Origin of the sequence: Streptomyces sp. NPDC051684 (assembly GCF_044453445.1) — a bacterium.
Taxonomy (GTDB): Bacteria; Actinomycetota; Actinomycetes; order Streptomycetales; family Streptomycetaceae; genus Streptomyces.
In genome coordinates, this window is sequence record NZ_JBITCS010000002.1 from 344,489 (window position 1) to 368,861 (window position 24,373).

Consider the following 24,373-nt stretch of genomic DNA (forward strand, 5'->3'; position numbering starts at 1 on the left):
GACCTGCACCGCATAGACGTCGTAAACGTTACGGACTTTGTGAACGGCAGAGGGCGAGAGGACCGGGGGCCGACGGTATGAGTGGTGACAGCAACGGATACCAGGCGCCGACGCAGTGCTACGTCGGTGACAACACGACCAATTTCAAGAACCACGACATGGACACCATGAAGTCCATGGTCCAGAACGCCGACCCGGGCGCCGTGCACGAGGCCGCGCAGGGCTGGAAGGGCGTCCACGACCAGCTTGCTGAGATCAAGTCGGTCTATGAGGCCGCCGTAGCTGAGGTCCTGCAGGACTGGGAGGGAACGTCGGCCGACCAGTTCCAGGCCCGGTCCAAGGTGGTTTCGAAGAAGATTCACGATACGTCTACGTATGCGTCGTACGTCTCCACGGCGATGACGAGCGCAGGCAACGTACTCGGTGACATCAAGCCCGAGGTCATGGCTATGGAAAAGCCGAGCGGTGGCAGCAGCGCTTGGGACAAGGTGACAGACGGTGGCCGCGACGAGGACGGCCTCAACCGGGACATCGCCAACAAAAACGTGTCTGCGCAGCAGATCGTCGACGGTCGCGAAGGCGACATGTCGGAGGGTCGTGAGGCGCAGATGAAGATGGCTGTGAAGATGGAGCAGCTGGGGGCTGGGTATAGCGCTCAGACCAAGGCGATGGGGACGTGGAGGGGACCGGGTAAGAAGGTCGAAGACGGCGATGCCTATCCAGGTGAGCCGTCCGGCGCCGCGCCGGTTCCGATCGTTGCTGGATCTGTAGCCAGTCCTTCAGCGAGTACTGGTAGTGGCGCCCTCAGCCGCGCTGGCGGCTCCGGTTCATCGGCCAAGGGCGTCAAGTCACCGACTGCGAACGGCATTAGCGGCGGCATTGGCTCTCAGAAGCCAACCGCCGGGTCGCAGATTGGTGCTGGCAACCTCAGCTTCGGAGGCGGTTCCGGTGCCGGAACTGCTGGCATCGGCGCGAGCTCCGGCGCCGGAGCTGGCGGCGTCGGTGGAGGCATGTCTGGTTCCGGGGCCGGTGCTAGCGGAACTGGTGGTGCGGGGATCGGCGGCGGGATCGGCGCTGGCGCAGGCCTCGGCGCAGGTGCCGCAGGCCGTGGCGGCGCAGGCGCCATGGGACGCGGCGGTCTCGGTGGTGGTGCGGGCGCTGGAGCCGCTGGCAAGGATGCCGCGAAGGGCTTGAAGGGCAACTCGCTCGCTCGTACCAAGGGTGGCGAGATCGGCAAGTCCGTCGTCAAGCCGGGGTCCGGGCAGCAAGGCGGGTCCGCCTTGCGTCAGAAGCCCAAGACCGCTACGGGCGGTACGGGCAAGAATGCCGGGCGTAATGGCCTTGCCGGGCACGGTGCTCAGACAGGTGGCAAGGACAAGAAGCGGCGCGAGAACTCTCGTCCCGACTATCTCGTCGAGGACGAGCAGACCTGGGCAAACGGCCGGACTGTTAACCCCAAGGTCGTGGAATAGTCAGGCCTACTGGTTAAGTATGCGGTGAAGACAAGACGGGGCCCGCAGCCTTCGGGCTGTGGGCCCCGCCCTGCGAGGGAAGGTGTTACGGCATGAGCTTCACGCGAGCGCTGCGCACGGTCGGCGCTGCAGCAGCGGCGGGAGCGCTGCTTTTCGCGGCCGCGCCGACCGCGTCAGCGGACCAGGTCAGAAACGACCAGTGGGCGTTGTCAGCGTTCGCTGCTGAAAAGGTCTGGAGCGAGGCGACAGGCAAGGGTGTCACGGTCGCTGTTATCGACGGCGGCTTCAAGACGGACCACCCCGATCTCACCGGTCAGTTCCTCAAGGGTAAAGACTTCGTCGACGGGGACGCGTCGGTCGAGCCAGACATGGGCGAAGACAAGCCGGAACACGGCACCGCGATGGCTAGCATCATCGCGGGGCACGGCCATGGTGCGGGTAATGCGAGTGGCGTGAAGGGTCTGGCACCTGATGCCAAGATCCTCCCTGTCCGAGACGACGGTAGCTCAAGGGCCGGACTGTTCGGTCCTGGGATTCGGTACGCCGTCGACCATGGCGCCGACGTCATCAACATTTCCCAGGTTATCGGCGGGAGCGCCGAGGATGCTCAGGTAGAGCGAGAGGCGATCAGTTACGCCGTGGACCACGGTGTGCCTGTTGTCGCGGGGTCGGGAAATGACGGTGAGGAAATCAGTAAGTCATCCACTAGCTACCCTGCGGTCGAGCCTGGTGTGGTGACGGTTGGTGCGGTGGACTCTGGCGGCAGTATCTGGGACGACTCCAATTACGGACCTCAGGTCATGCTGGCTGCACCCGGTGTGAAGAACGTCGTCGCAGGTCTCGACTCCGACGGCTACGACCTGGGTACAGGTACGTCCGGCTCCACCGCCTACACCTCTGCTGCCCTCGCCCTCCTCAAGCAGAAGTTCCCCGACCTCTCCGCAGGTCAGCTCGTGAACCGGCTGGTGAAGACCGCGGGGGTCACGGACGCTCAGAAGAGCGTGACGCTTCCCAACGATCGCTACGGTTACGGCATCATCAAGCCGTACTCGGCTCTCACCAAGGACATCCCGGCGGGCCCCAAGAACGGCCCGCTGAAGGTCGACGAGCTGAACAGCGCCATCGCGAAGGCCAAGGGTAGCGACGCCTCGGCCCCGTCCTCCTCGGCGCCCGATGCAGCCTCCGACTCCTCGGACTCCGGCGGCATGAGCACCGGCCTGATCGTCGGGATCGCCGTCGGCGTCATCGTCATCCTGGCCATCATCGTCGTAGCGATCGTGGTCAGCCGCAAGAAGAATGGCGGCGGCCCGCCCCCGCCTCCCGGCGGTGGCTGGGGCGGCGGAGGCCACACGCCGTACCCGGGGCAGCACCAGTACTCGGCGCAGCAGCCGAACCCTTACCAACAGCAGGCGCCCCCCGCGCCGGGCTCCTACCCGCAAGCCCCCTCGCAACCGCCTTACGGTCAGTAGTAGTTGCTGCCTTTCGCCCGCCTCGCCTGGATGGCAGGGCGGGCGTTTTGCGTTCCGCGACTATCGCCGGACACGGCCGCCTCATGGTTGGAGTGGGGTCTACGCCCCCTCGCGGATCGTGCGTGCAGCAACTCCAGCGGCACGTTCGCACGTAAATGGTGGTCCTTCCGGGACTCGTGGCGGAGGGCAGGCCCGTCGGCGGACATCTCGGGATTGGGTACTACGGTGAGTAGCTCGCCGGTGCCTGGCACGATGATCGTGCGCCTCCCGACCGGCCCATCTGCGCCACTGGTGCGCGGAATTGAAGAGGGTAGGACTTGAGGACCACTGTCCCTTGCCAGACGGCGGGGGCGTCTGTTCGGCTCTCCTGGAACCGGCGAGAGCTGAGTCAATTCGTCGATGGGGAACTCGCCCTCGGTTGGGTGTTACTGCAGGACGGCGGACTCCGCGTCATTCCGCTGTCTTCCCACTGTGCAGGCAGCCACCAAGCTCGCGCGCGCCAGTCGTGCGTGCGCCAGGTCGACGCGTGTGGGGTGAATCCCTGGCCGTCGGGCATCGGCGGCGTTTGCCTCATGGACCGGCGCGGTTCGATTTCGCGCCGGTCGTTCGCGTCTTGCTGACGCCCGCCCCTCAAAACACCCCGTGCCACATCTGCTCGACGATCAGTGACCACCAATGGTCCGGCTCCGACAGGGCGTTCGGGTCGATGGTCAGGAGGCGGGTCTGGAGGTCGGCGACGATGTTGCCGGCCGTGTGGGGGTTCGCGTCGAGCATGTGGCCGCGTGTCGCGTGCAGGGTGGCGAGGGAGTGGGCGAAGGCGGCGACCGAGGAGTTCACGTACTGGAGGCGGCCGTCCAGGGGCAGGGCCGCCCAGACCTGGCCGGTGTCGCGCTGCACCGTGATGACGCACATGCCGTCGGTGCCGATGCGGGTGTGCGTGGCGAGGGTGTTGGCCGCGTCGGGGGACAGCTGGACGCCCGTGCCGATGAGGTGCAGTCGTACGTCCGCGAACATGCCGCCCATGACCGGCGGGACACCGGGCTCGTCCGTGTCCGCCAGGAAGAAGAGGGGGACGTCGGCGGGGAGGCCGGCCGTTGCCAGGGTGGCGCGTGCCGCGTCGGGGAGGGTCGCCGTGGCCAGGAGTTGGGGAGCGTAACGGCGTACCTTCTGTTCGCCGAAGGTCTGTACGAGCAGCGGGCCGAGCTCCGCGTCCGGCAGGACATGCGTCGGCGGTACGGGGTGGGGGAGCGGGGCGCGGGACGGATGCGGCGGTGCTTGTTGGCCCGCGAGTTGGGCCATCAGCTGCGCATGCGAGGTGAGCGCGGCGACGCCCTCCGCGCGGGAGGCCTGGTCCCGGCCGTACGGGTGCGCGTGCGAGTGGGAGGCCTTCGGGAACGTGTTCAGCAGGATGTTCGCCGTGTAGCCGCCCGGGAAGTATCCGGGGATCAGGTCCGTGTGGATCGCCACGACGTTGTCCACCGGGACCCTCAACTCGCCCAGCTGTGCCATGCCCTGGTACTCGGCCGGGGGCTTGCCGGGTGCCGAGACGGCGGTGACGTACGCCTCCTGGCCGGTGCGCGGGTCGACGTAGGTGAACACGGCCGTGTTGCCCGGGCCGGTGGCCGGGCGACCGGGCGGTGGGGTGGCGGGGGCCGGGGCGGGTGCCGTCGGAGCGGGCGCCGCCTGGTGCGGCTGAGGGGATGTCGTGGGTGGTGCGGGTGGGGCCAGCGGGTAGTCCACCACCGTCGGTGTCGGTGTCGGTGTCGGTGTGGGGCGGGAGGGCGCGGGGGGCGTGTCCGGTGCGGGCGAGCCCAGTGCCGCCGCGTACTGCCCGAGGCCGTCCTCCTCGAACGCCTCCGCCAGCATCCGCGCCCGCTGAGCCGGCCCCGCCTGCGTACGCGTCAGCAGTGGGGCGATCCTCAGATACGTACGTCCCGGAGCGGGCAGCGACGCGCGCGCACGGTCGTCCGCGGCGATCTCCTCCAGCGCCGCCCGCAGCACCACCGGGTCCGTGTGCACAAGGAGCCACGGGTCCTTGAGCAGGCGCGGCAACTGGCCCGCGCCCAGGAGGTGGCCGACGATGCCGTCCCGTACGTAGGCGTCGGCCTGGTCCCAGCCCTCGTCGGGCACCCGGTCGGCCAGCTCCATCGCGAGGCAGAGGTGGGCGGCGCGTACGTCCGGCATGGTGGCGCGGATCGCCTCGCCGACTGCCGGGTGGGTGAGGGTGACGAGGGTGGGTTCGGCTTCGGACTCGTCGTTCACCGTGGTGACGAACGGGCCGGCGAGGAGCATGCCGCCTGCGATGTCCTGCGACAGATCGCGCCCAGCGAGTGCCGAGGCCAGTGGTGCCCACAACGGAAGCGGCAGCCCCTCGCCCTCGGCCAGGGCCAGCGGTGCGAGCATTGCCGACAGGAGAGCCGGGTCGGCGCCCAGGCGCTGGGCGTGCATGGCGACGGCATCGGCGGGACCGGCGGGGAAGAGGGCCGAGTTGGGCGGCGGTTCCGGGGCCAACAAGTGTGTGGTGACGGCCAGTTGGGCGGTCAGGCGGCTGCCGCCGGGGCCCGCGGCCGTCCGTGACGCGATGCCCTGCGCGAGCCAGAGCCGCATCTGTGGGTCGTCGGTGAACGGCAGCCGGGGCGCCCCGAAGTTCGGGTCGAGCGCGATCTGCGTCTGCAGGGTGAGGCCGTGCGGGTCGGCGTGCTCGGGTGCGTCGAGATCGATGACCTGTGCCGTCCCGGCGGGAAGCGCGCCGGCGATTTCGGCGGCCACCGCGCGCGGGACCTCGGCGAGCAGCCGTACGGAGGGGAGCCCCGCGAGTGGCATCAGCAGCTCGCGCGCCATTCGCTCGGCCCCGCGCCCGGCCCGTACGGGGCCGGCCTCGGCCACATCTGGCACGACGATCACGTGCTCGCTCGCGCCCAGGGCCTCGTAGACCTCCGCGTCGCGCGCGACGCGGATCCCGTAGTGATCGGCGAGCAGCCACAGCACCTGCGCGGGCGTGCGTCCCGCGGCGCTCGGTACGGCGGGCGCGGGCAGTGGCGGCGGAACCGTCCACGGGTCGAGGCGGGACAGGTCCATGCGCTCGCGGTGGCCGGGGTCGCACAGCATCAGGAATCCGGTCAGCAGACGCGAACTGCCGCACCCCGGGGAGCCGGTGAGGAGAGCGACGCGCGGCGCCTCCGGGACGGCGGCCCGCCAGGCGGCGAGCGCGCGCAGGGCGGAGGCGCGGCCGCCGATGAACGGATGCGGCTCGTAGGCGACCTGCTGGGCAGCCGGCATGGGCTGCTGCTGCGGCGCCGCCATGGGGCTGTTCTGCCAGCTCACGACTCTCCCTGGTTCCCCGTAATCACATGACTGTCCACCTTAGTGGGGGCCTCTGACAGTGGCGCGGGCGCGGCCGGTGGGACTGTTCTGTTGTCGGTCAGGCTTGTTAAACTCCGTGCAAAATTACGTCTGTTGGGGCACGTGGGGTCCTGCGGATGTACGGCGACACGGGGGAGATGCCGCCATGGCGATGATGCTGCCGGACGAGTTGGCGTGGTTGCTGGAGATGTTGGGCTTCGATTGGCCGACGGCCAACGAGGACCACATGATGCAGGCCGCGCAGACGTGGCGGGATTTCGGGGCGCAGGTCGGGGACATTCAGGTGTCGGCGATGAAGTCGGCCGGGAATGTGACGTCGGACAACTACGGCGAGTCGATCGACGCGTTCGTGGAGAAGTGGGACAAGTTCTCCGGCGGGTCTGGGTATCTGGACGATGCGCGGCAGGCGGCCGAGGTGATCGCCGGGGTTTTCGATGTCGCGGCGATGCTGATCATCGGGATGAAGATCGCGGTGATCATTCAGTTGATCGTGCTGGCGGTCCAGATCGCGGTGGCGGCGGCGACGGCGGTGGTCACGTTCGGGATATCGGCTGCGGCGTCGGCGGCGATGACGCAGGTGACCCGGGTCGCGGTGCGCAAGATTTTGAAGGAGGCCGCGCAGGCGCTGCTGGAGGCGGCGCTTGAGGCGGTGAAGGAGCCGTTCGTCTCCGCGTTGGAGGAGATGAGCAAGGATCTCGTCGCGCAGACGGTGAATCAGAACTTCGGTGCGCAGGACGGTTACAACCTGGGCCGCACCGCGGACGCGGGCAAGACGGCGGTCAAGGACGGCTTCGACAACTTCGGTTCCACGTTGGGTGAGTCGCTGCGGGACGGGGGCGCGGGCCGGGCCGGGCATCACGCGCGGAGCGGTCTTGACAGTGCGGCGGGGAACTCGACGTCGTCCGGGTCGGACGGCGGCGGGACGGATGCCGGCGCGGGTTCAGGCTCCGGGTCCGGTTCAGGTTCCGGGTCCGGTGCCGGTGGTAGCTCCGGCGGGGACGGTTCTGGAGGTACGTCGGGGGGTGCCGGGGCGGGAGCCGGCTCCGGTGGAGCGGCGTCCGGCGGGTCCGGGGCCGGCTCTGGTGGTTCCGGTACCAGTGGTTCAGGGGCTGGTTCCGGGGCGTCCGGGTCCGGGGGTGACGGAGGCGGAGGCGGTACGTCTGGTGCGTCGGCCTCCGGCGGTACCGGCGACACTGGCGGCGCGGGAGCAACAGGCAATGACATTACGGGAGCTGGAGGGCAGGCGGGCCCGAGCGGTGACGGTGGGCCGACGCCTGCGCCGACGCCGTCCCCGGCGCCGTCGTCCGACCGGCCGCTGACGCCGTTCGACGAGGGCTACAACGAGCAGCGGGATGCGTCCGGATCCTCGCCGTCGTCATCTTCGCCGTCGTCCGATGGCGGCGGCTCCACGGGTCCGTCGAGCACACCGGATTCCTCGCCCGGCTCGTCCGGATCACCCGGCGCGCAGAGCACGCCGGACGCCGCACCGCCCTCCGGAACGCCGGACGTGTCGACGGGTACGGACGCGCAGCGCAATGGCAGCGAGGCGGCCACGCCCGCGCCCGCCGCGCAGTCGGACCCGTCCTCCTCGGTGCCGCACGCGCGCGTGGATGCGGACGCGACCACGCCGTCGCCCGCGCCGAGCCCCACGCCGGATGTGGCGCCGCCGGTCGGCCAGCCCGATCCGTCCCAGGGCATCAACACGGCCTCGGAGAGTGCCGCCCCGACGCAGGAGTCCAACGGCCCTGCCGCACAGACGCCGTCACCCGACCGCGGCAACGATCCGTCCACCGCGACGGATCCGCGTACCCAGGCCCAACAACCCGTGACGGCGGCGACGTCGGCGGGCACCCCCACGCCCACCGACACCTCGTCACCCATGTCCGCCTCCACCGCCGCGACGCCGGGCTCCATACCGAGCGCGAGCGTCGGTGCCGGTGCCCACACGGGCTCCGACTCGTCCTCGCGTACGTCGTCCAGCCCCACGTTCCACACACAAAGCGCCACGGCCACCGAGGCCCACGCCCCGACGCGCCCCGCGCCCACCGGCGACCAGAACCCCACGACACCGGCCCAGAACCAGACGCCGAACGTCGCACCGACCGCGACCCCGGGCCCGGTCATGAACACACCCACCACGCCGAATCAGGGCCCGTCGCGCCAGCCCAACCCCACGACCCCCACGACGAATCCCCGTACGGACGCACCCCGTACCGAGACCCCCCAACGCACAACACCCACGCCGCCCCGCCGCCCCGAGCCGACGACCCCCTCGACGCCCCGCCCCAACACCTCCGCCACCAACAGGCCTGGCACCACCAACTCCAACACCCCGAACCAGCCCGGCCTCTCCGCCACACCCACCCCGAACCAGGCGCCGAACCAGACCCCGCATCAGCCTGCGAACCAGAACCAGAACCAGAACCAGAACCAGAACCAGAACCCGGTGCCGATCCAGACCCCGAGCAACAACAACCTCGGCACCCAGCAGCACAGTTCGAATGGTCACCCCGCCCCCGCGCAGGAGTCCTCGGACACCACGCCTCCCAAGCAGGACCAGCCGGCCCCCCTCTCCCAGGGCCGGAGCCTTCAGCAGATCCGCGACAGCCTCAACCACGCCCCCTACGGGCTCCTCACACCCGACCCGGCCCACCAACAGGCACTGGCGGACGCCGTCCCCCGCAACGAGGACGGCACCCCGCAACGCCACCCCGACCCCAACGGCGAATGGGCCCAACTCCAGAACGACGGCGGACTCCAGCAGCCGGGCCGATCCAACAACTGCCTCGACAACGCCCGCGCCGGCCTGTCCACCTGGTTCGGAGACCCCCAGGTCTCCGCACCCCGCACCCCCGACCAGAACCAGGACGGCACCCCCGACCGGATCTCGCCCGAGCGCGACTCGTACAACAACCTCGACGCCTGGGCGGGCCGCCCCCAGATCTGGGCCGGTGCCGACCATCCCAACCCCTACGGCCGCATCGCCCACCACCTCCAGGAAGCGGGCCCCGGCTCCGCCGCCGTCGTCGGCGTCCAGTGGCCCGGAGGCGGCGGCCACGCCTTCAACGTCTACAACCACAACGGCAACATCATCTGGGTCGACCACCAGACCGGCGAAGTCAGCCCCAACCCCATCCACACCGGCGCCGCCGGCGTCCGCTACGTCCCCTTCGACCCCAACGGCCAGACCATGGACGCCCCATGGGAGAAGAAGCAGGACCAGGACACGGAGAAGGAAGGGGACCAGCAGCAGACCGATAAGGAAGAGAACCAGCAGCAGACGGAGAAGAAGGGGGGCGAGAGCCAAGACGACTCGGAAGCGAAGTCCCCGTCCGAATCCCAGTCCCAGCCCGACGCTCAATCGCAGCCCCAAAACCAGCCCCAAAACCAGCCCCAAAACCAGCCCCAAAACCAGCCTCAGGACGGGCAAAGCGGGGGCTCGTACGGCGCCGCGCCGGACCCCTCCTCGCAGCCGGACAACCCGGACAACGACGACGACTCCTCGCAGTCGGACCCCGAGGCCGAGAGCCGGGCCCGACGGGACCTGGATGACACCCGCGCCGAGCGAAACGCCGGGCTCGTGCCTGAAAAGCAGGGTGACATCCGGCAGAACACCCCACCTGATTCGGTCCAGGACGACCTGCGCGATTCTCACAACGTGTACCCGATCGACATCGAATCCGTGGACCACAGCATTCGTGACATGGTCCAGGACCCCGACGCGCCGCTGGCCGATCTCATGCGGGAGGCTGCCGACCGTCGGGAGCGGTACGACAAGGCCATGGAGCCTCTGGAAACACCCAGGCGTGCCTTGCAGGACGCAAACGCAAAGGTGTGGGGTATCGAGAAGGAGATCGAGGAGCTCGAGAAAGCGGGTGCTACGGCGCAGGCCGATGCCAAGAGGGCGGGCCCACTTGCCGATGCGGTCCAGAAGAGGGACGCGGCGCAAGAGACGTATGACCAAGCCGTGGCCAAGCACCCCGTGGACAAGATTCCTCCGGTTGCCTTCACCGATGCCGAGCTGAGGGAGGCGCTCGGTGATGATTTCGCCGCCATGAACGACGGCCAGAAATATGCGGTGATCGTCACGCTCGCCCGTATGAGCAACGCGTTCCACGGTGTCAACGCGGTAGGTGTCAGCCCCCGCCCCTCGCCCGATGGAAAGAGCCCGTACGACGGAACCGTCAAGGGAACCGGAGACGACGCGGTACCCAATCCCGCGACGAACGACTACCGGTCGACGGCGGTCAGGCGGCGCGAGGAAGCGGCCGCGAAGGTGGAGCCCAAGAGGCGCAAGGGCGCGAGCGCGGTGCAGAACCTTCGGAACCTGAAGTCGGAGGATGCCAAGGCGCAGGGGACGGGCAAGAAGTCGTCGTCGAACCCCGCCGTCATGGCAGGTTCGAAGGACAGCGGAGTCGGCCCGGACCTCTCCGACAAGAACTACGCGGTCGTCGAAATCGTCGACGCCGAGGGGAACAGTACGTACGTCATCGACTCTTCCGTGCCCACAGGTACGGACCGGGCGACGCCGCTGCACTCCGAGTCCCACATCTTGAGCTGGGTCGACCGCATCAACGAGGCGACGGCAGAGGGCGACACCCCCACGTACACCGTGGCAGGCCTCTACACGGAGCGGGAACCCTGCGGATCCAGGAAGCTCAATCCCGGATACGCCGAATGCTCCCGAGCCATCACGGAGTACAAGTCCATGAATGGTGTCCCGGTCTACTACAGCACGACGTACAGGCACACGACATCGCAGTCGGACAAGCAGGCGATGGACGGGGAGATGACCGATCACCTCAATGAGGTCACGGAAATATGGATGCTGATGCGCAGGCAGATGCTTGCCTCCGGCGGGGCCGCGGGGTCGGGTTCCACGTCGGCGTAGGGTCAGGGGCGCACCACGGCAGGACGCGGAAAGCAGGAGAATGAACGCCCAGGAAGAACAGTCGTGGCCCGACCGCGAGTTGACAGGCCACGAGCTCGTCGACGTTCTGGTCGAGGGCTGGGAAGGGCTCGGCGGCCGGGGTGTGCGGGCCGTGGTCGACCCGTCGGGACATGTGTCGGCGCAGGCGCTGGCGGTGGTGCACCAGCGGGTACCCGGCAGCGTTCTCGTCGATGCGTCGGCCGGTACGGGGGACGAAGCGATCACCGAGATCCTGCGGGGTCTTGAGGCGCCGTTTCCGCCTTCGGGGCTGTGGTCGGCGCGGAATGTGCCGAAGCAGCCGGCGCGACTGATCCTGGTGTGCCATCTCGACCTCGCGGGACGCACGCGCACGAGCGGGGATCCGAAGCGGTTGATGGCGGCGCTGCAGCGCGTTGCCCGGCGGGGGCACTCCGTCGTTTCGACCTGCCACGCCCTGGAGGCGCTGGGTGACGACGCGCGGCCTCTCCGGGTCGCGGCCGAGGCGCCGGACACGTCCGTACGCGCTCTGCCCAGCGAGCTGCGAGCGTTGGCGCTCGCGCAGGCGTACGAGGTTCCGGTAGGCATCTGGCAGGAGCTGGTGGCCGGACTGACCGGGCGCCGGCCCGGCCGGGAGCAGTTGCTGCACATGGCCGAGGCCCACCGCGACGTGGTGAGGACGACGGCCGGTGATGGTCACGGTGACGGTGACGATGTCGTGTCCTTCGCCGACGAGAGTGCGTCGATGGCGTTGCGGTCGCAGACTCCCCTCGACGAGCAGGCGAGGGTGCACCGTCATCTGGTGGCCCGTATCAAGGACTTGAGCTCGAACTTCGCGCACCCTGACGGCTGGGTCGCGTCGGGAACGGAGGGGCGTTACGCGGCGACGACGCTTGCCGCGCATTGCGTGGCGGCCGACGAAGCCGGTGACGGGGCCGGTGACGGGGACACCGCAGAGCTGACGACGCTGCTGCGCGAGGGGCGTCACGTCGCGCACCTCCCGCCCGAGTCGCTGCTGGAGGCGGCCGAGGGCGCGGGCATGGGAATGGCGGACATCCCCGTGGGTTCGGCGCTCGCCGACGCGGCGCATGCCCGCCAGTACCGGCTGTTTCCGTGTACGCAGCCCACGTGGGCGGCATGGCTGCACTTCCAGGCGACCGTACGCGGAGACACCGAACTCGCCGACGGAGTCGAGGCCAGCGGTATCGCGCTGCCGTGGCGGGTGCGCTGGTCGCACTGGCGCCCGCCGGGCGGTATCCACCTGTCGTACCTGCCCTTTCACGACGTGTCCGACGCATTCCAGGCGCGCCTGCACAACCGGCCGGTGCTGGTGGCCGTGGAGCGGCGTGATGTCACCAAGATCTACGACGTCGCGACGGGCGAACTGCTCTCCTCCGAGCTGTGGCCGGAATCCGAGGAGAACGACGAGTTGGTCGCCGCGGTGCGAACCCTCACCCCGGAGGAGTACGCGCGGGTGACACCGCTGCCCGAGCCCCTGACCGTCGTGGGCGAGGAGATGTTCCACCCCTACCTCCTGGAGCTGCAGCCCGTTCCTGTCGAAGGCTTGGTGGTGATGGGCGGCCTCGGTGGTCTCTTCTGCATCGAACCGGCCGCGGGCGTCCCCTTCACCGGGATCACTCTGCCCCCGTCCCTCGCCTCCTGCCCGTACTGGTTGGAGGCGCCGGCCACTGTTCCGCACCATGGTCCGGCTCCCCGTGCGACCGATCTGAATGTCCTGCTCGCGGACGAGGACGAGGACGAGGACGAGGACGCGGACGAGGACGGGTACGGGGCTGGGTCCGGGTCCGTGTCCGGGGAACTGGTGTCCGTCCCGCCGCCGCTGCTGCCCGACGGACTCACCGACCGGGCCACCCGCGAGTTCCTCACCACCCAAGGGGTGCCATCGTTCCGGGACCGGCACGGTCTCGGTTTTCACGGTCTCGAGTGGGACTCCGCCTGGTGGCGTGTGGCGCACGGCACGCACAGCGGGCCCTCCCCGGCGTTGCCCGACCGGTTCCTGCGTGAGGTGGAGTGGCCCGTCGACGTTCCTCGCGCCACTGACCGGTGGGACCGCGAGATCGAGGCCGCGGGGCCGTTCTTCGTCATCGGTTCGTGGATGGGCACGGACGTGGTGATCGACGGTCCGAGCGGCCAGGTTCTGACGCTGCCCGGCGCGGACCGTGCGATGTTCCGTGAGGCGGAAGTGGTGGGGCGGAGCCTGGAGAGTTTCCTGGCGATGACCTCCGTATGGCTGCTGGCGTTGCGCTTGTGCACCAACGAACGCGACCGGGACGCGAACCGCCGACTCCCCGACCGCGTGCGTGGTCTCCAATCGGCGATCGACCCGATGGGGGCGTCGTCCGGCATGTGGGACGTGGCCCTGCGGGAGATCTAGGAGCAGTCGTGTACTCGCCTGTCGTCTGTCGCCTGTCGCCAGTCGCCACGGCCGTCGGGCACGATGGTTTCCGCGGAGGTCTGTGATGCCCGAATCCCACCCCGCCGCATGGACGTTGTTCCACCCGCACGCCGCATACAGCTGGTGGACCGAGAATCTGCAAGAGGTGATCTGAACCCCCACCCAGGACTGTCGTACGGGAGTTGGACAGGCTCACGGCACCGAGGACGACGACGAGAGCGCGGAGGCGCTGGAGGCGCCGCTCCTGGAGTTCGGGGCGTTCGTCGAGGCGCTGCCGGAGGATGCGGGCGGGGCCCACTTCTGGGAGGCCGCCACCGGCAGTCTCGCCGATCACTACGAGCCGGGCGGCCGACGGGGCTCAGGATGAGTCGCCGGCCGCTCGTCGGCTAGGGTCGCGGGCATGACACGTACGGGTGGAGACAGCACCGGCCTGCAGTGGGAGGCGGACTTCTCGCGGAAGTGGGAGACCGAGCTTCCGCCGGAGGAGCGTGCCCTCGCCGAGGAGCGGGCGCGCGGCGCCGAGGTGGTGCGGCGCGAGCGGCAGCGGGGAATCGTCTGCGCCGTGGTCTTCGTCGTGGCGGCCGTCGCCGCGCTCGTCGGACAGGTGGTCGGGAGCGCCGGCGCGGTCGCGCTCGGCGCCAACGCCCTGGGGATCGTCGGCGGCTGCGGCGCGCTCTGGCTCGCCGTGCGCGGCGCCAACGGCATGGGCCGTCAGGGGCTCTGGCTGATGGTCGGATCGCTGCTGGTCATCGGGGTGGGGCAGGCCTTCTGAGGGGGCCGCGGACCGGCCCCGCCCCTCCGCTCCCGTCACGTCATCTTGCTCATGGTGGAGATCGTGCCGCCGCCCCCGCCCGCCGCGAAGTTGATGTCGTTCTTCTCCTGCTTGATGAGTTCCTCGTTGAAGGACTCGTTCTCGTCGTGATTCTTGGCCATCGCGCCGAGCGCGCCGCCGATGTTCGTCAGCTCCTGCGCGAGGTGCTGCATCGACTCGAACATGCCGGTCTGTAGACCCTCGTAGGCGATGCCGAACTTCTCGCCGATCTCGTCGTCGCCCCACGGCGGCATGTCCGCCTTGTCGGCGAAGCTGGTCAGGCCCTGGACGAAGCCCTCCACCTGGCCCTTCTCGGGCGCGGGGGCCTCGCCGCTCGTGGGGGCGCAGGCGTTGACCGAGGCCAGGCCGTTCTGCAGGGCCTTGGCCGCTTCGGCGAACGCGGTGCCGAGGTCCTGGAAGTTGGTGCCTTCCTTGGCCAGGGACGTCGTATCGGTGCCGAATCCTTCGCGGGGCATGAGGCTCCTCTCGGGTGGGATTTCAGCGGTCGGTCAGTGCGTCAGAACAGGCCGTGCCACATCTGCTCGATGATCACGGACCACCAGTTGTCGGCGTCGTCGAAGCACGTGGGGTCGAGCGCGATCAGGCGGGCCTGGAGGTCGGCGACCGTCGACCCCGCCTCGTACGGGTTCATGCCCACCATGAGCTCGCGTGTGGTGGCGAGCGTCGCGAGGCAGTGCGCGAAGGCGGCGACCGACGCGTTGACGTAACGGCCGCTGCCTGTCGCCGGGTTGGCTGCCCATACGCTGCCGGCCTCCTGCTGCACCGTGACGATGTACTGGCCGTCCGTGCCGAGGCGGGTGTGCGCGGAGAGGATGTCGGCGGCGGCAGGGGTCAGCTCCGCCCCGAGCTCCCGCAAGTGGGTCGCCGCGTCCACGAACAGGCCGCCGCGCGGCGGGTTGTCGGGCCGGTCCGCGGTGAAGAAGAAGCGGACGTCGGCGGGGAGTCCGGGGCTCGCGAGGAAGGCACGCGCGGCGTCGGGGAGCGCGGCCGAAGCGAGCAGTTCCGTCCCGTAGACCTGGACCGGAAGATTCCCCGGGAGCTCGGCCGACAGCGTCGGCGCCGAGGCCGCCGGATCCGGCTCCGGCAGCGGCACGCGGTGCGGGCGCGGCGGCGGTGCCTGGCCCGTGAGCTGCGCCATCGACTCGACCTGCGCGGTCAGTGCGGCGACGCCCTGCGCACGCTCGGCCGGGTCCGTCCCGTACGAGTGGCCGGAGGAGAGGGCCGCGTTCGGGAAACCGGCCCTGAGCGCGTTGATTGTGTAGCCGCCAGGCAGGGAGCTGGGGCTGAGGTCGGTGTGGACCGCCACCACGTTGCTCGCGGGCACCTCCGCGGCGCGCAGGTCCGCCCACACCTGGTACTCGACGTGCGGCAGGCCGGGCCCCGAGACGCGCGTCAGGTGCGTCTCCTCGCCGGTGCGCGGATCGACGTACGTGAACACCGCGGTGTTGCCCGGGCCCGTGGCGGCGGGGGAGCCGCCGCCGTCCGGCTGCGCGGCGTGCCGTTCGTCCTGGTCGTGCGTGGTCACGGCTGGGTCTCCATCGGACGGGGGCGGGGGACGGTCGGGGAAGGTGTCGAGGCTAGCCGACCGGCCTGCTCGGCGAACTCGGGGCGGGACCGCAGGGCCTGCGCGTACTCGGGCAGCCCGTCCTCGTCGAACGCCGCCGCGAGGAACTTCGCCCGCAACGGCGGATCGGCCTGCGTACGGGTGAGGAGCGGGGCGGTGCGCAGATACGTACGCGCCGGAGGCGGCAGCTGCGCGGCCGACGCCTCGTCCGCCGCGACCTCCTCGACCGCCGCGCGCAGCACCACGGGGTCCGTGTACGCCATCAGCGACGGGTCGGTGAGCAGCCGCGGCAACTGGCCGGCGCCGAGGGCGTGCCCCGCGATCCCGTCGCGCACGTACGGGGCTGCCCGGGCCCAGTCCTGCTCGGGGACCCGTCCGAGCAGCGCCTGCGCGAGGCTCAGCTGGGCGGCCGCCAGGTCGGGAAGCCGAGCGCGGATCGTCTCGCCGAGGGCCGGGTGCGCGAGCGCGATCAGCACCTCGCCCGAATCATCACGGTCGCCCTCGCCCTCGGCCGCCGCCCCCTCGACCGGCTGGACGAACGGCCCCATGAGAAGCATCCCGCCCGCGACCTCCGCCGCCATGTCCCGCCCCGCGAGCGAGGAAGCGAGCGGCGCCCACAGGTCCAGCGGCAGCCCCTCGCCCTCCGCGAGCGCGAGCGGCGCGAGCAGCGCGTGCAGGACGACCGGGTCGGCGCCGAGACGGCGCGCGTGGAGGGCGAGTGCTTCGGCGAGCGTGCCGGGAACGAGATCGGGCCGCGGCGCGGGCTCGGGCGCCAACAGCCAGCCACTGGTGGCCAGTTGCACGGTCAGCCGACTGCCGTCGCCCCCGGACGCGGCCCGCCCGGCGAGCGCGGAGGCGAGCGCGCGCCGCGCCCCCGCGTCCACCGTGAACGGCAGCTCAGGCGCGCCGAACGCCGGATCGAGCGCCACCTCGGCCTGCAAGGAGAGCCCCGGGACGTCGAGGTACTCGGGCGCGTCCAGATCGATCACCTGGACCGTCCCGGCGGGCAGCGCCGATACGAGCGCCGACGCCCCCTCGCGCGGAACCTCGGCGAGCAGCCGCACGCCCTCGATCCCCGCCAGCGGCAGCAACAGCTCCCGCACCATCCGCTCGGGCCCCCGCCCGGCCCGCACGGGACCGGCCTGGGCCACATCGGGCACGACGACGACGCGCTCGGCCGTGCCCAACGCCTCGTACACCGCGGCATCGCGCGCGACATCGAAGCCGTAGTGGTCGGCGAGCAGCCACAGCACCTGCGCGGGTGTGCGCCCCGCGGTGCTCGGCACGGCGGGAGCGGGCAGCGGCGGCGGAACCGTCGCGGGATCGAGCCGCTCAAGGGCGATGCGCTCGCGATACCCGGGGTCGCACAGCATCAGGAACCCGGTCAGCAGTCGCGAACTCCCGCACCCCGGCGACCCGGTGAGCGCCACGACGCGAGGCGCGCCCGCCCCGCCGGCCCGCCAGACAGCCAGATCCCGCAGCGCGGCACCGCGGCCCCCGATCAACGGGTGTGGCTCATGGCCGAGTTGTTCGTGTTCCCCCATGGTTCCGCTTCCCCCGAAGTTGCGCGGTGACCTCTCGCCCACCAGCGTGCTGACCACTGTGCGCGAAGTCTAGTGCCGCCCGGTGACAGTGGGCCGGCCGAGGCCCGGTGGGGCCGGCCTCAGCCCTGCCCCACCTGTCGTCGATAAAGGCTGATCGCCGACTCCGGCGGGAAGTTCGGGACGTACATCGTCGAGCCGTCCGCCTTCGAGATGACGAGGTGGCTGCCCCCGTACGACGGCGGCTCGGTCGGCGGGAAGGTCGCGTAGATCAGGAAGCCCAGGTCGAACTCCTGGACGTTGAGCGTCGCCGGTGTCCCGTCCGCGCACAGCGGCTGGAACGTCGTCCGGGCGATCGCGAGGGCCTCGTCGGCGGTGCGCGGTGCGGTGGTCAACTTCCGTCTCCTCTGGTCCCGTTGCAAGTGAACTTGGTGCAAGTGAACTCGGTGCGAGTGATCTGGTGGCAAGTCGTCCCGTTGTCAGTGGCCTCGTTGCAAGAACGGCGCCGGGGATCGGTGTCCCGATCCCCGGCGCCGTACCGTACGCAAGAACTACGCGCGCGTCAGCGGCACCCGTCAGCCACTGCGCATCGGCAGCCACGCCGTCTGCACCAGCTGCGCCCCACCCTTGCGGGTGACGAGCATGCCTCGGCCCGGCGGCAGCTTCTGCGGCTTGAGCGGGCCGAAGATCTGGCCCTCGGCCGGGTCGCCGGACAGCACGACACCGGTCGCGCCGAGCTCCTTCATGCGCTGCATGACCGGCTCGAAGGACGAACGCGCGGCGCCCGAGGAGCTGCGCGCGACGATGATGCGCAGACCCAGGTCGCGGGCGAACGGCAGGTACTCCAGCAGCGACTGGAGCGGGTTGCCGGAGCTGGTCGCCACCAGGTCGTAGTCGTCGACGATCACGAACGCGTCCGGCAGGTCGTACCAGGACCGGTTGCGCAGCTGCTCCGGCGTGACGTCCGGACCCGGCATACGGCGGCCCATGGAGCCCGCGAGGCCGGTGACGACCTCCTGGAGCTGCGGGCCCGAGGCGCAGTACTTGTAGAGGTGCGATTCGGGCAGCTCGCTCAGGTGCGCGCGCCGGTAGTCACCGGCGACGATGAGCGCCTTGTCGGTCGCGTACCGCTCGGAGATCTGCTTGGCGATCATGCGCAGGAACGCGGACTTGCCGGACTCGGACTCTCCGTAGACGACCATCAGTGGGTCGTTCTCGAAGTCGATGAACGACGGCGACAGCGTCGTCTCGTCGACACCGATCGCGACACCGCGCTCCGGGAAGTCGTTGCCCTTGGGGATCTCGCTGATGTGCAGCTTGGTCGGCAGCATCCGCACCGGCGGGGCCGGCGGGCCCTGCCAGTGTTCGGAGACCGTCGTCACCATGTGCTCGATGGCCTGGCCGAGGGTCTCCACGTCGGACGACGCGTCGATCCGGGGCAGTCCGCCGAGCGAGCTGAGCTTGTCGGGGGTCAGACCGCGACCGGGCATGCCGAGCGGCACGGCCTCCATCTTCTTGCGGTCGAACTCCGACTCCATCGGGTCACCGAGCTTGAGCTCCACGCGGTTGAGGAGCTGGTCGCGCAGGGCGGGCCTGACCTCGGTGTAGCGGCCGGAGCCGATGATCAGGTGGATGCCGAAGCCGAGACCGCGGGAGGCCAGGTCCAGGATGACCGGGTCGAGCTGCTCGTAGTCGGTCTTGAAGGCGGCCCAGCCGTCGATCACCAGGAAGACGTCGCCCCACCGCTGGTCCGGGTACTGTCCGGCGGCGCGCCGGGACCGGAACGTGCCGATCGAGTCGACGTTGTTGGCGCGGAAGAACTCCTCGCGCTCGTTGAGGATGCCGCGGACCTCGGCGACCGTACGGCGCACCTTCTCGGAGTCGAGGCGTGAGGCGGCCCCGCCGACGTGCGGCAGACCCTCCATCGCGAGCATGCCGCCGCCACCGAAGTCCAGGCAGTAGAACTGCACTTCGGACGGGGTGTGGGTGAGCGCGAACGAGGTCATGATCGACCGGATCAGGGTCGACTTGCCGGACTGCGGACCACCGACCACGAGACCGTGACCGGCCGAACCGGAGAAGTCCAGGTACTGGATGTCGCGACGCTGCTCGAACGGCTTGTCCACCAGCGCCATCGGCACGACCAGCTTGCCGAGCGCCGGGTAGTCGGCGGCGTGCAGGCCGCGCTCCGGCGTCGTCGACAGCGGCGGCAGCAGCGAGTCCACCGAAGGGGACTCCTCCAGCGGCGGCAGCCACACCTGGTGGGCGGGCGGGCCCTGGCCGACGATGCGCGCCACGATCACGTCGAGGACGGTGTCCGCGAGCGCGTCGTCGACCTGGTCGGGAACGACCTCGGGCTCCGGCTCGTGGATGATCTGCTCGGCGACGGGCGCGGCCGTGAACAGCACCGGCTGCCGGTGCGTGCGCGATCCGCCGCCACCGGAGCCACCGGCCCGGTAGACGCCACCGACGTACGCGGCCTTGAACTGGATCATCGTCTCGGTGTCGTACTTGAGGATGCCCGAGCCGGGGACGTTCGGCAGGTGGTACGCGTCCGGGACACCGATCGCGGTACGGGACTCGGCGGCCGAGAACGTACGCAGACCGATCCGGTACGAGAGGAAGGTGTCCAGGCCGCGGAGCTTGCCCTCCTCCAGGCGCTGCGAGGCGAGCAGCATGTGAACACCCATGGAACGGCCGATGCGGCCGATCTGGATGAACATCTCGATGAAGTCCGGGCGCGCGGTGAGGAGTTCGGAGAACTCGTCGAGCACCATGACGAGGGAGGGCAGCGGATCCAGCGGGGCGCCGGCCGCGCGGGCCTTCTCGTAGTCGGTGATGTTCGCGTAGTTGCCCGCCGAGCGGAGCAGTTCCTGGCGGCGCTGGAGCTCACCGGTGATCGAGTCGCGCATGCGGTCGATCAGGGTGAGGTCGTCGGCCAGGTTGGTGATCACGGCGGCGACGTGCGGGAGTTCGGACATGCCCGCGAAGGTCGCGCCGCCCTTGAAGTCGGCGAGGATGAAGTTCAGCGTCTCCGAGGAGTGCGTCACCGTGAGGGCGAGCACGAGCGTGCGGAGCACCTCGGACTTACCGGAACCGGTGGCGCCGACGCACAGGCCGTGCGGGCCCATGCCCTCCTGCGAGGCCTCCTTGATGTCGAGCATGACCGGCTGCCCGTCGCGGTCCACACCGAGCGGCACCCGCAGCCGCTCGTGCAGGGTGCGGGGCCGCCAGGTGCGCGCGACGTCGACCGAACCGGCGTCGCCGATGCCCATCAGCTCGGTGAAGTCCAGGTTGGCGAGGAGCGGTTCGTCGCCGTCCGCCGAACCGGCGCGCAGCGGCGCGAGCTGGCGCGCGAGCGCCTCGGCCTCGGTGAGCGACAGGGTGTCGCAGACGCCGGAGTACTGGGTGCCGCCCTGCGATTCGAGCAGCAGTTCACCCGGCTGCACCTGCACGGACAGCGAGCCGCGCAGCTCCTCCACGACACCGGGGACGACCTCGATGATCGTGACGCCCTGCAGCCCCTCGGCGCCCGCGATGATCGACTCGTCGGGGATGTCGCCGCCGTCCATGACGACGACGAGGTGCGGCTGGTCGACGACCGGCGGGCCCTGCGGGTTGAACCGGCCGCGGCCCTCCAACTCGTCGGCGAGCATGGCCTCGACCTCACCGAGGTCGTCCACGATCACGCGCTGCGAGCCGGCGCCGTCGCTGCTGCTGTGCTGTACGTGCGGCAGCCACTTCGTCCACTCCCACTCGGCCATCGCGCCGGGCGAGGCCACGACGGCGACCCGCAGGTCCTCGGGGGAGTGCAGGGTGCACAGTTGGGAGACCATGGCGCGCGCGGCGCCGTACGTGGTGTCCGGATCGCCGGAGACGCTCACGTGGTAGAAGGAGCGCAGGGACACGGCCAACGGCAGCGCGTCCAGCGTGCCGTGGGTCTCCAGGAACGACTTCATCGCGTGCGCGGTGAGCGGTTCCAGCTCGTCGAGCGGTGCGGTCTCCGGCGCCATCAGGGGAGTTGACAGCTGCTGCGGGCCGAGCCCGAGGCGCACCTGGGTGAAGTCCGAGTCGCTGGAGCGGCGTTCCCACACCCGGCGGCCCTCGGCGACGAGCGCCCACAGCTGCTCCGGGTTGGGGTGCAGGAAGTACTGTCCGTCCCGTTGCATGCGCGCGGTGGTCCGCACGTCGCGCCGGACCTGCGTCAAGTACTTGAGGTAGTCCTGGCGTTCCTGGGCCATCTCGGCCCCGCCGCCCTGCCGGGCCTTGATCAGCTGTGCGAGCGCCATCGCCAGGGTGGAGACGATCATGACGCCACCCATGATCTTCATGATCGACTGGCCCGAGGTGAAGAAGAAGGCCGAGGAGGTGCCCATGCCCAGCATGGGCAGCAGGCTCATCATCAGGTTCTGGTCCTCGGCCCGCGCCAGCTCCGGCGGCGGTTCGAGACGCACCTCGTCCGTCGGTACGTCGGGTGGCAACACCCGAGGCGGTCGCTTGACGATGACCACGCTCACCGCAGCACCAGTCCTTAAATCACAGTCGTCGATCAGTTGGCGCGCACGGATGTCGTGCACGTCGGGACATGTCGGACCGCCCCCGTTACTGGCGGTTCCCCCAGGCCGAAGGCAAAGAGCTCCGGCGTGCCCGGTGATCCTACTGACTCCCGTCAAGTAGCGGGGCCTGTGGGGTGAGATGGGCTCAGGACGCTACGCTGTCGCACCGCGCGTGACGCCGTCCGGATGCCGCGCCGCCGCACCGATGCCACACCAAGTCATGACATTAGGGGGAACCGCGAGGTGAGCACCACAGCTCTTGCCGGGGGCGGAACCGGCTTCTGCCGGGTCACCGTCGCCGCACCGGACGCACGTATCGATGTGGCCCTGCCCGAAGACGCCGCCCTGGCCGACATCTACCCGGAGATCCTCCAGCTCTCCGGGCAGAGCCAGGCCGAGGGCGACCCGACCGGGTACCACCTGGTCCGCCGGGACGGCACCGTCCTCGACGCCGGCCGCTCCCTCGCCGACCAGCGGGTCCTCGACGGCGACGTGCTGCTGCTGCGCCCGTTCGCCGAGTCGCTGCCCGCCGCGGTGTTCGACGACGTGTCCGACGCGGTCGCCTCCGCGGTCCGCCGCGACCGGCGCCGTTGGAGCGACGCCCTGATGAGCGTCGTCGGCCTCGGCGCGGGCGTCCTGCTGTTGACGCTGATGGCGTTCGCCCTCTGGTTCTCGAACCCGGTCGACCGTGACATGCACAGCCTGCCCGGCATCATCGCCGGTGTCGTCGGCGGACTGCTCGTGGCGCTCTCCGTGGTGCGCGCGAGGGTGTACGACGACCGTGCCGCGTCCACCTCGCTGGGCCTCGCCGCCCTGCCGCACCTGCTCATCGCGGGTTCGGGGATCTTCCCGGCCGAGGCCGGTTCGGGCCCGGGCCGGCTCCAGCTGCTGTCCGGCTGTGTCGTGGTGCTGATCGCCGCCGCGCTGCTCGTGGTGCTGCTGCCGCACGGCGACGCCGTCTTCGTCGCCGCCGCCCTCGGCTCGGCCGTCGGCGCTCTGGCCACGTTCGGCGCGCTGATCACCGAGGCATCGCCGAGCGAGGTCGCCGGTGTCACGGCGGTCGTCTCGATCATCGCGATGGCCTGGCTGCCCGGCATGTCCGCCCGCTCCGCCCGGCTGCCCATCGGCTACCGCTCGCCCGACCAGATCTCCCAGGGCCGCGACTACGGGCGCGACGAGGAAGAGAACATCGACTTCGACCGCATCGGCGCCCAGGTCCGCCGCGCGCACGAGCTGCTCCTCGGCCTCGTCATCGGCTGCGCGGCCCTCGCCGTCGCCTCGGCCGGTGTCGTCCTCGGCTTCTCCGACGACGTCTGGGCGCAGCTGCTCGCCCTGGCCGCCGGTATCGCCGTCATGCTGCGCGCCCGTCTGTTCGACTACACCGCGCAGGTCGCCTCTCTGGTGGTCGGCGGTCTGCTGATCCTCGGTCTGCTGATCCTCGGCGTGACCCTGAACACCCCGCACGACCTGCTGCAGAGCTTCCTCCAGGGCGACAGCGCGCCGCTCAACATCCACATCCTCTGGTTCGCCGCCGCGATCGGCGGGGGAGCGGCCCTGCTCGTGATCGTCGGCCTGTCCGTGCCGCGCAAGGGTGTCTCCCCGTTCTGGGGCCGCATGCTCGACCTGTTCGACGGCTTCGTGCTGCTGACCCTCGTACCGCTGTGCCTCGCGGTGCTCGGCCTCTACACGCAGGTGCGCAGCATGGTCAGCTGATCCGGGGCCCGGCGGCCGCCGTCCGGCGGGCCGCCGGGCTGCTGGTACGCTGTGTGACGGCCGTTTGTGTACGCGCCCCCGGCATTGCAGGACATTCCTGGGGGCAGCGCCCAGCGGATCCCCGCCTCCCGAGTTTCGGAAGCTCTCCTGAGATGTAGACCAGGGGCACTCGGCGGCGATCAGACTCTACGAGGAGTAAGCGTGGCTCTCGACACCGCTACGAAGAAGCAGATCATGACCGAGTTCGGCACCAAGGAGGGCGACACCGGCTCCCCCGAGGTCCAGGTCGCCATGCTCTCCCGCCGCATCTCGGACCTGACCGAGCACCTCAAGACGCACAAGCACGACCACCACTCGCGTCGTGGCCTGCTCATCCTGGTCGGCCAGCGTCGCCGCCTGCTGCAGTACCTGGCCAAGAAGGACATCCAGCGCTTCCGTACGCTGGTCGAGCGCCTCGGCATCCGCCGCGGTGCGGCCGGCGCCCGATAAAGACGCTGTGAGAGGGGGCGGTTCCCGATTGAGGGGGCCGCTCCCTTTTGCC

At 70.1% G+C, this 24,373-nt stretch carries 13 protein-coding genes; 7 read left to right on the top strand and 6 right to left on the bottom strand.

Annotated features, from left to right (window positions below; genetic code table 11):
- Window positions 1–77: 77 nt before the first annotated feature.
- On the top strand, window positions 78–1,472 hold the full coding sequence (locus ACIA8D_RS04090) for a WXG100 family type VII secretion target (protein WP_399228477.1): 1,395 nt from the start codon (window positions 78–80) through the stop codon (window positions 1,470–1,472).
- 92 nt (window positions 1,473–1,564) lie between these two features.
- Window positions 1,565–2,941: a S8 family serine peptidase gene (locus tag ACIA8D_RS04095; RefSeq protein WP_399228479.1), complete on the top strand. Its 1,377-nt coding sequence runs from the start codon at window positions 1,565–1,567 to the stop codon at window positions 2,939–2,941.
- Window positions 2,942–3,571: 630 nt separating this feature from the next.
- On the opposite strand, the gene ACIA8D_RS04100 is transcribed toward ACIA8D_RS04095, so the two are convergent.
- Window positions 3,572–6,265, bottom strand: coding sequence for an SUKH-4 family immunity protein (locus ACIA8D_RS04100; protein WP_399228481.1), 2,694 nt, complete (start codon window positions 6,263–6,265; stop codon window positions 3,572–3,574).
- A gap of 76 nt (window positions 6,266–6,341) precedes the next feature.
- On the opposite strand from ACIA8D_RS04100, the gene ACIA8D_RS04105 reads away from it, so the two are divergent.
- The 3 genes from ACIA8D_RS04105 to ACIA8D_RS04115 all read left to right on the top strand — a co-directional run bounded on the left by ACIA8D_RS04105 (window position 6,342) and on the right by ACIA8D_RS04115 (window position 14,398).
- Window positions 6,342–11,195 (top strand): toxin glutamine deamidase domain-containing protein, encoded by a 4,854-nt coding sequence (locus ACIA8D_RS04105; RefSeq protein WP_399228483.1) that lies wholly within the window; start codon window positions 6,342–6,344, stop codon window positions 11,193–11,195.
- Window positions 11,196–11,235: 40 nt separating this feature from the next.
- The gene (locus tag ACIA8D_RS04110; protein ID WP_399228486.1) at window positions 11,236–13,605 is read left to right on the top strand and encodes an SUKH-4 family immunity protein; all 2,370 of its coding nucleotides are present in this window, start codon (window positions 11,236–11,238) and stop codon (window positions 13,603–13,605) included.
- A 421-nt stretch (window positions 13,606–14,026) separates the two neighbouring features.
- Window positions 14,027–14,398 carry a hypothetical protein gene (locus tag ACIA8D_RS04115; protein ID WP_399228487.1) on the top strand — a complete coding sequence of 124 codons (372 nt, stop codon included), beginning with the start codon at window positions 14,027–14,029 and terminating at the stop codon, window positions 14,396–14,398.
- A gap of 35 nt (window positions 14,399–14,433) precedes the next feature.
- On the opposite strand, the gene ACIA8D_RS04120 is transcribed toward ACIA8D_RS04115, so the two are convergent.
- The 5 genes from ACIA8D_RS04120 to eccCa all read right to left on the bottom strand — a co-directional run bounded on the left by ACIA8D_RS04120 (window position 14,434) and on the right by eccCa (window position 22,080).
- Complete coding sequence (locus ACIA8D_RS04120) at window positions 14,434–14,913, bottom strand: hypothetical protein (protein WP_399228489.1); 480 nt, start codon at window positions 14,911–14,913, stop codon at window positions 14,434–14,436.
- A 41-nt stretch (window positions 14,914–14,954) separates the two neighbouring features.
- Window positions 14,955–15,983, bottom strand: coding sequence for an SUKH-4 family immunity protein (locus ACIA8D_RS04125; RefSeq protein ID WP_399228491.1), 1,029 nt, complete (start codon window positions 15,981–15,983; stop codon window positions 14,955–14,957).
- Window positions 15,980–17,566: an ATP-binding protein gene (locus ACIA8D_RS04130; RefSeq protein ID WP_399228492.1), complete on the bottom strand. Its 1,587-nt coding sequence runs from the start codon at window positions 17,564–17,566 to the stop codon at window positions 15,980–15,982. The genes ACIA8D_RS04125 and ACIA8D_RS04130 overlap by 4 nt, the downstream gene beginning before the upstream one ends.
- A gap of 119 nt (window positions 17,567–17,685) precedes the next feature.
- Window positions 17,686–17,958: a hypothetical protein gene (locus ACIA8D_RS04135; protein WP_399228494.1), complete on the bottom strand. Its 273-nt coding sequence runs from the start codon at window positions 17,956–17,958 to the stop codon at window positions 17,686–17,688.
- 180 nt (window positions 17,959–18,138) lie between these two features.
- On the bottom strand, window positions 18,139–22,080 hold the full coding sequence (gene eccCa, locus ACIA8D_RS04140; protein ID WP_399228495.1) for a type VII secretion protein EccCa: 3,942 nt from the start codon (window positions 22,078–22,080) through the stop codon (window positions 18,139–18,141).
- A 282-nt stretch (window positions 22,081–22,362) separates the two neighbouring features.
- Here eccCa and eccD point away from each other — a divergent pair, with 282 nt between their 5' ends.
- Both eccD and rpsO read left to right on the top strand, forming a co-directional pair.
- Complete coding sequence (gene eccD, locus ACIA8D_RS04145) at window positions 22,363–23,832, top strand: type VII secretion integral membrane protein EccD (protein WP_399228497.1); 1,470 nt, start codon at window positions 22,363–22,365, stop codon at window positions 23,830–23,832.
- A gap of 201 nt (window positions 23,833–24,033) precedes the next feature.
- Entirely contained in the window at window positions 24,034–24,321 is a 288-nt protein-coding gene (rpsO, locus tag ACIA8D_RS04150; protein ID WP_306323305.1) for a 30S ribosomal protein S15, read from the top strand.
- Window positions 24,322–24,373: the final 52 nt, after the last annotated feature.

What these genes read in the sequence shown, in the direction of transcription:
- ACIA8D_RS04090 (WP_399228477.1), top strand. Translation starts at nt 78, where the DNA reads ATGAGTGGTGACAGCAACGGATACCAGGCGCCGACGCAGTGCTACGTC.
- ACIA8D_RS04095 (WP_399228479.1), top strand. Translation starts at nt 1,565, where the DNA reads ATGAGCTTCACGCGAGCGCTGCGCACGGTCGGCGCTGCAGCAGCGGCG.
- ACIA8D_RS04110 (WP_399228486.1), top strand. Translation starts at nt 11,236, where the DNA reads ATGAACGCCCAGGAAGAACAGTCGTGGCCCGACCGCGAGTTGACAGGC.
- ACIA8D_RS04115 (WP_399228487.1), top strand. Translation starts at nt 14,027, where the DNA reads ATGACACGTACGGGTGGAGACAGCACCGGCCTGCAGTGGGAGGCGGAC.
- ACIA8D_RS04120 (WP_399228489.1), bottom strand. Translation starts at nt 14,913, where the DNA reads ATGCCCCGCGAAGGATTCGGCACCGATACGACGTCCCTGGCCAAGGAA.
- ACIA8D_RS04130 (WP_399228492.1), bottom strand. Translation starts at nt 17,566, where the DNA reads ATGGGGGAACACGAACAACTCGGCCATGAGCCACACCCGTTGATCGGG.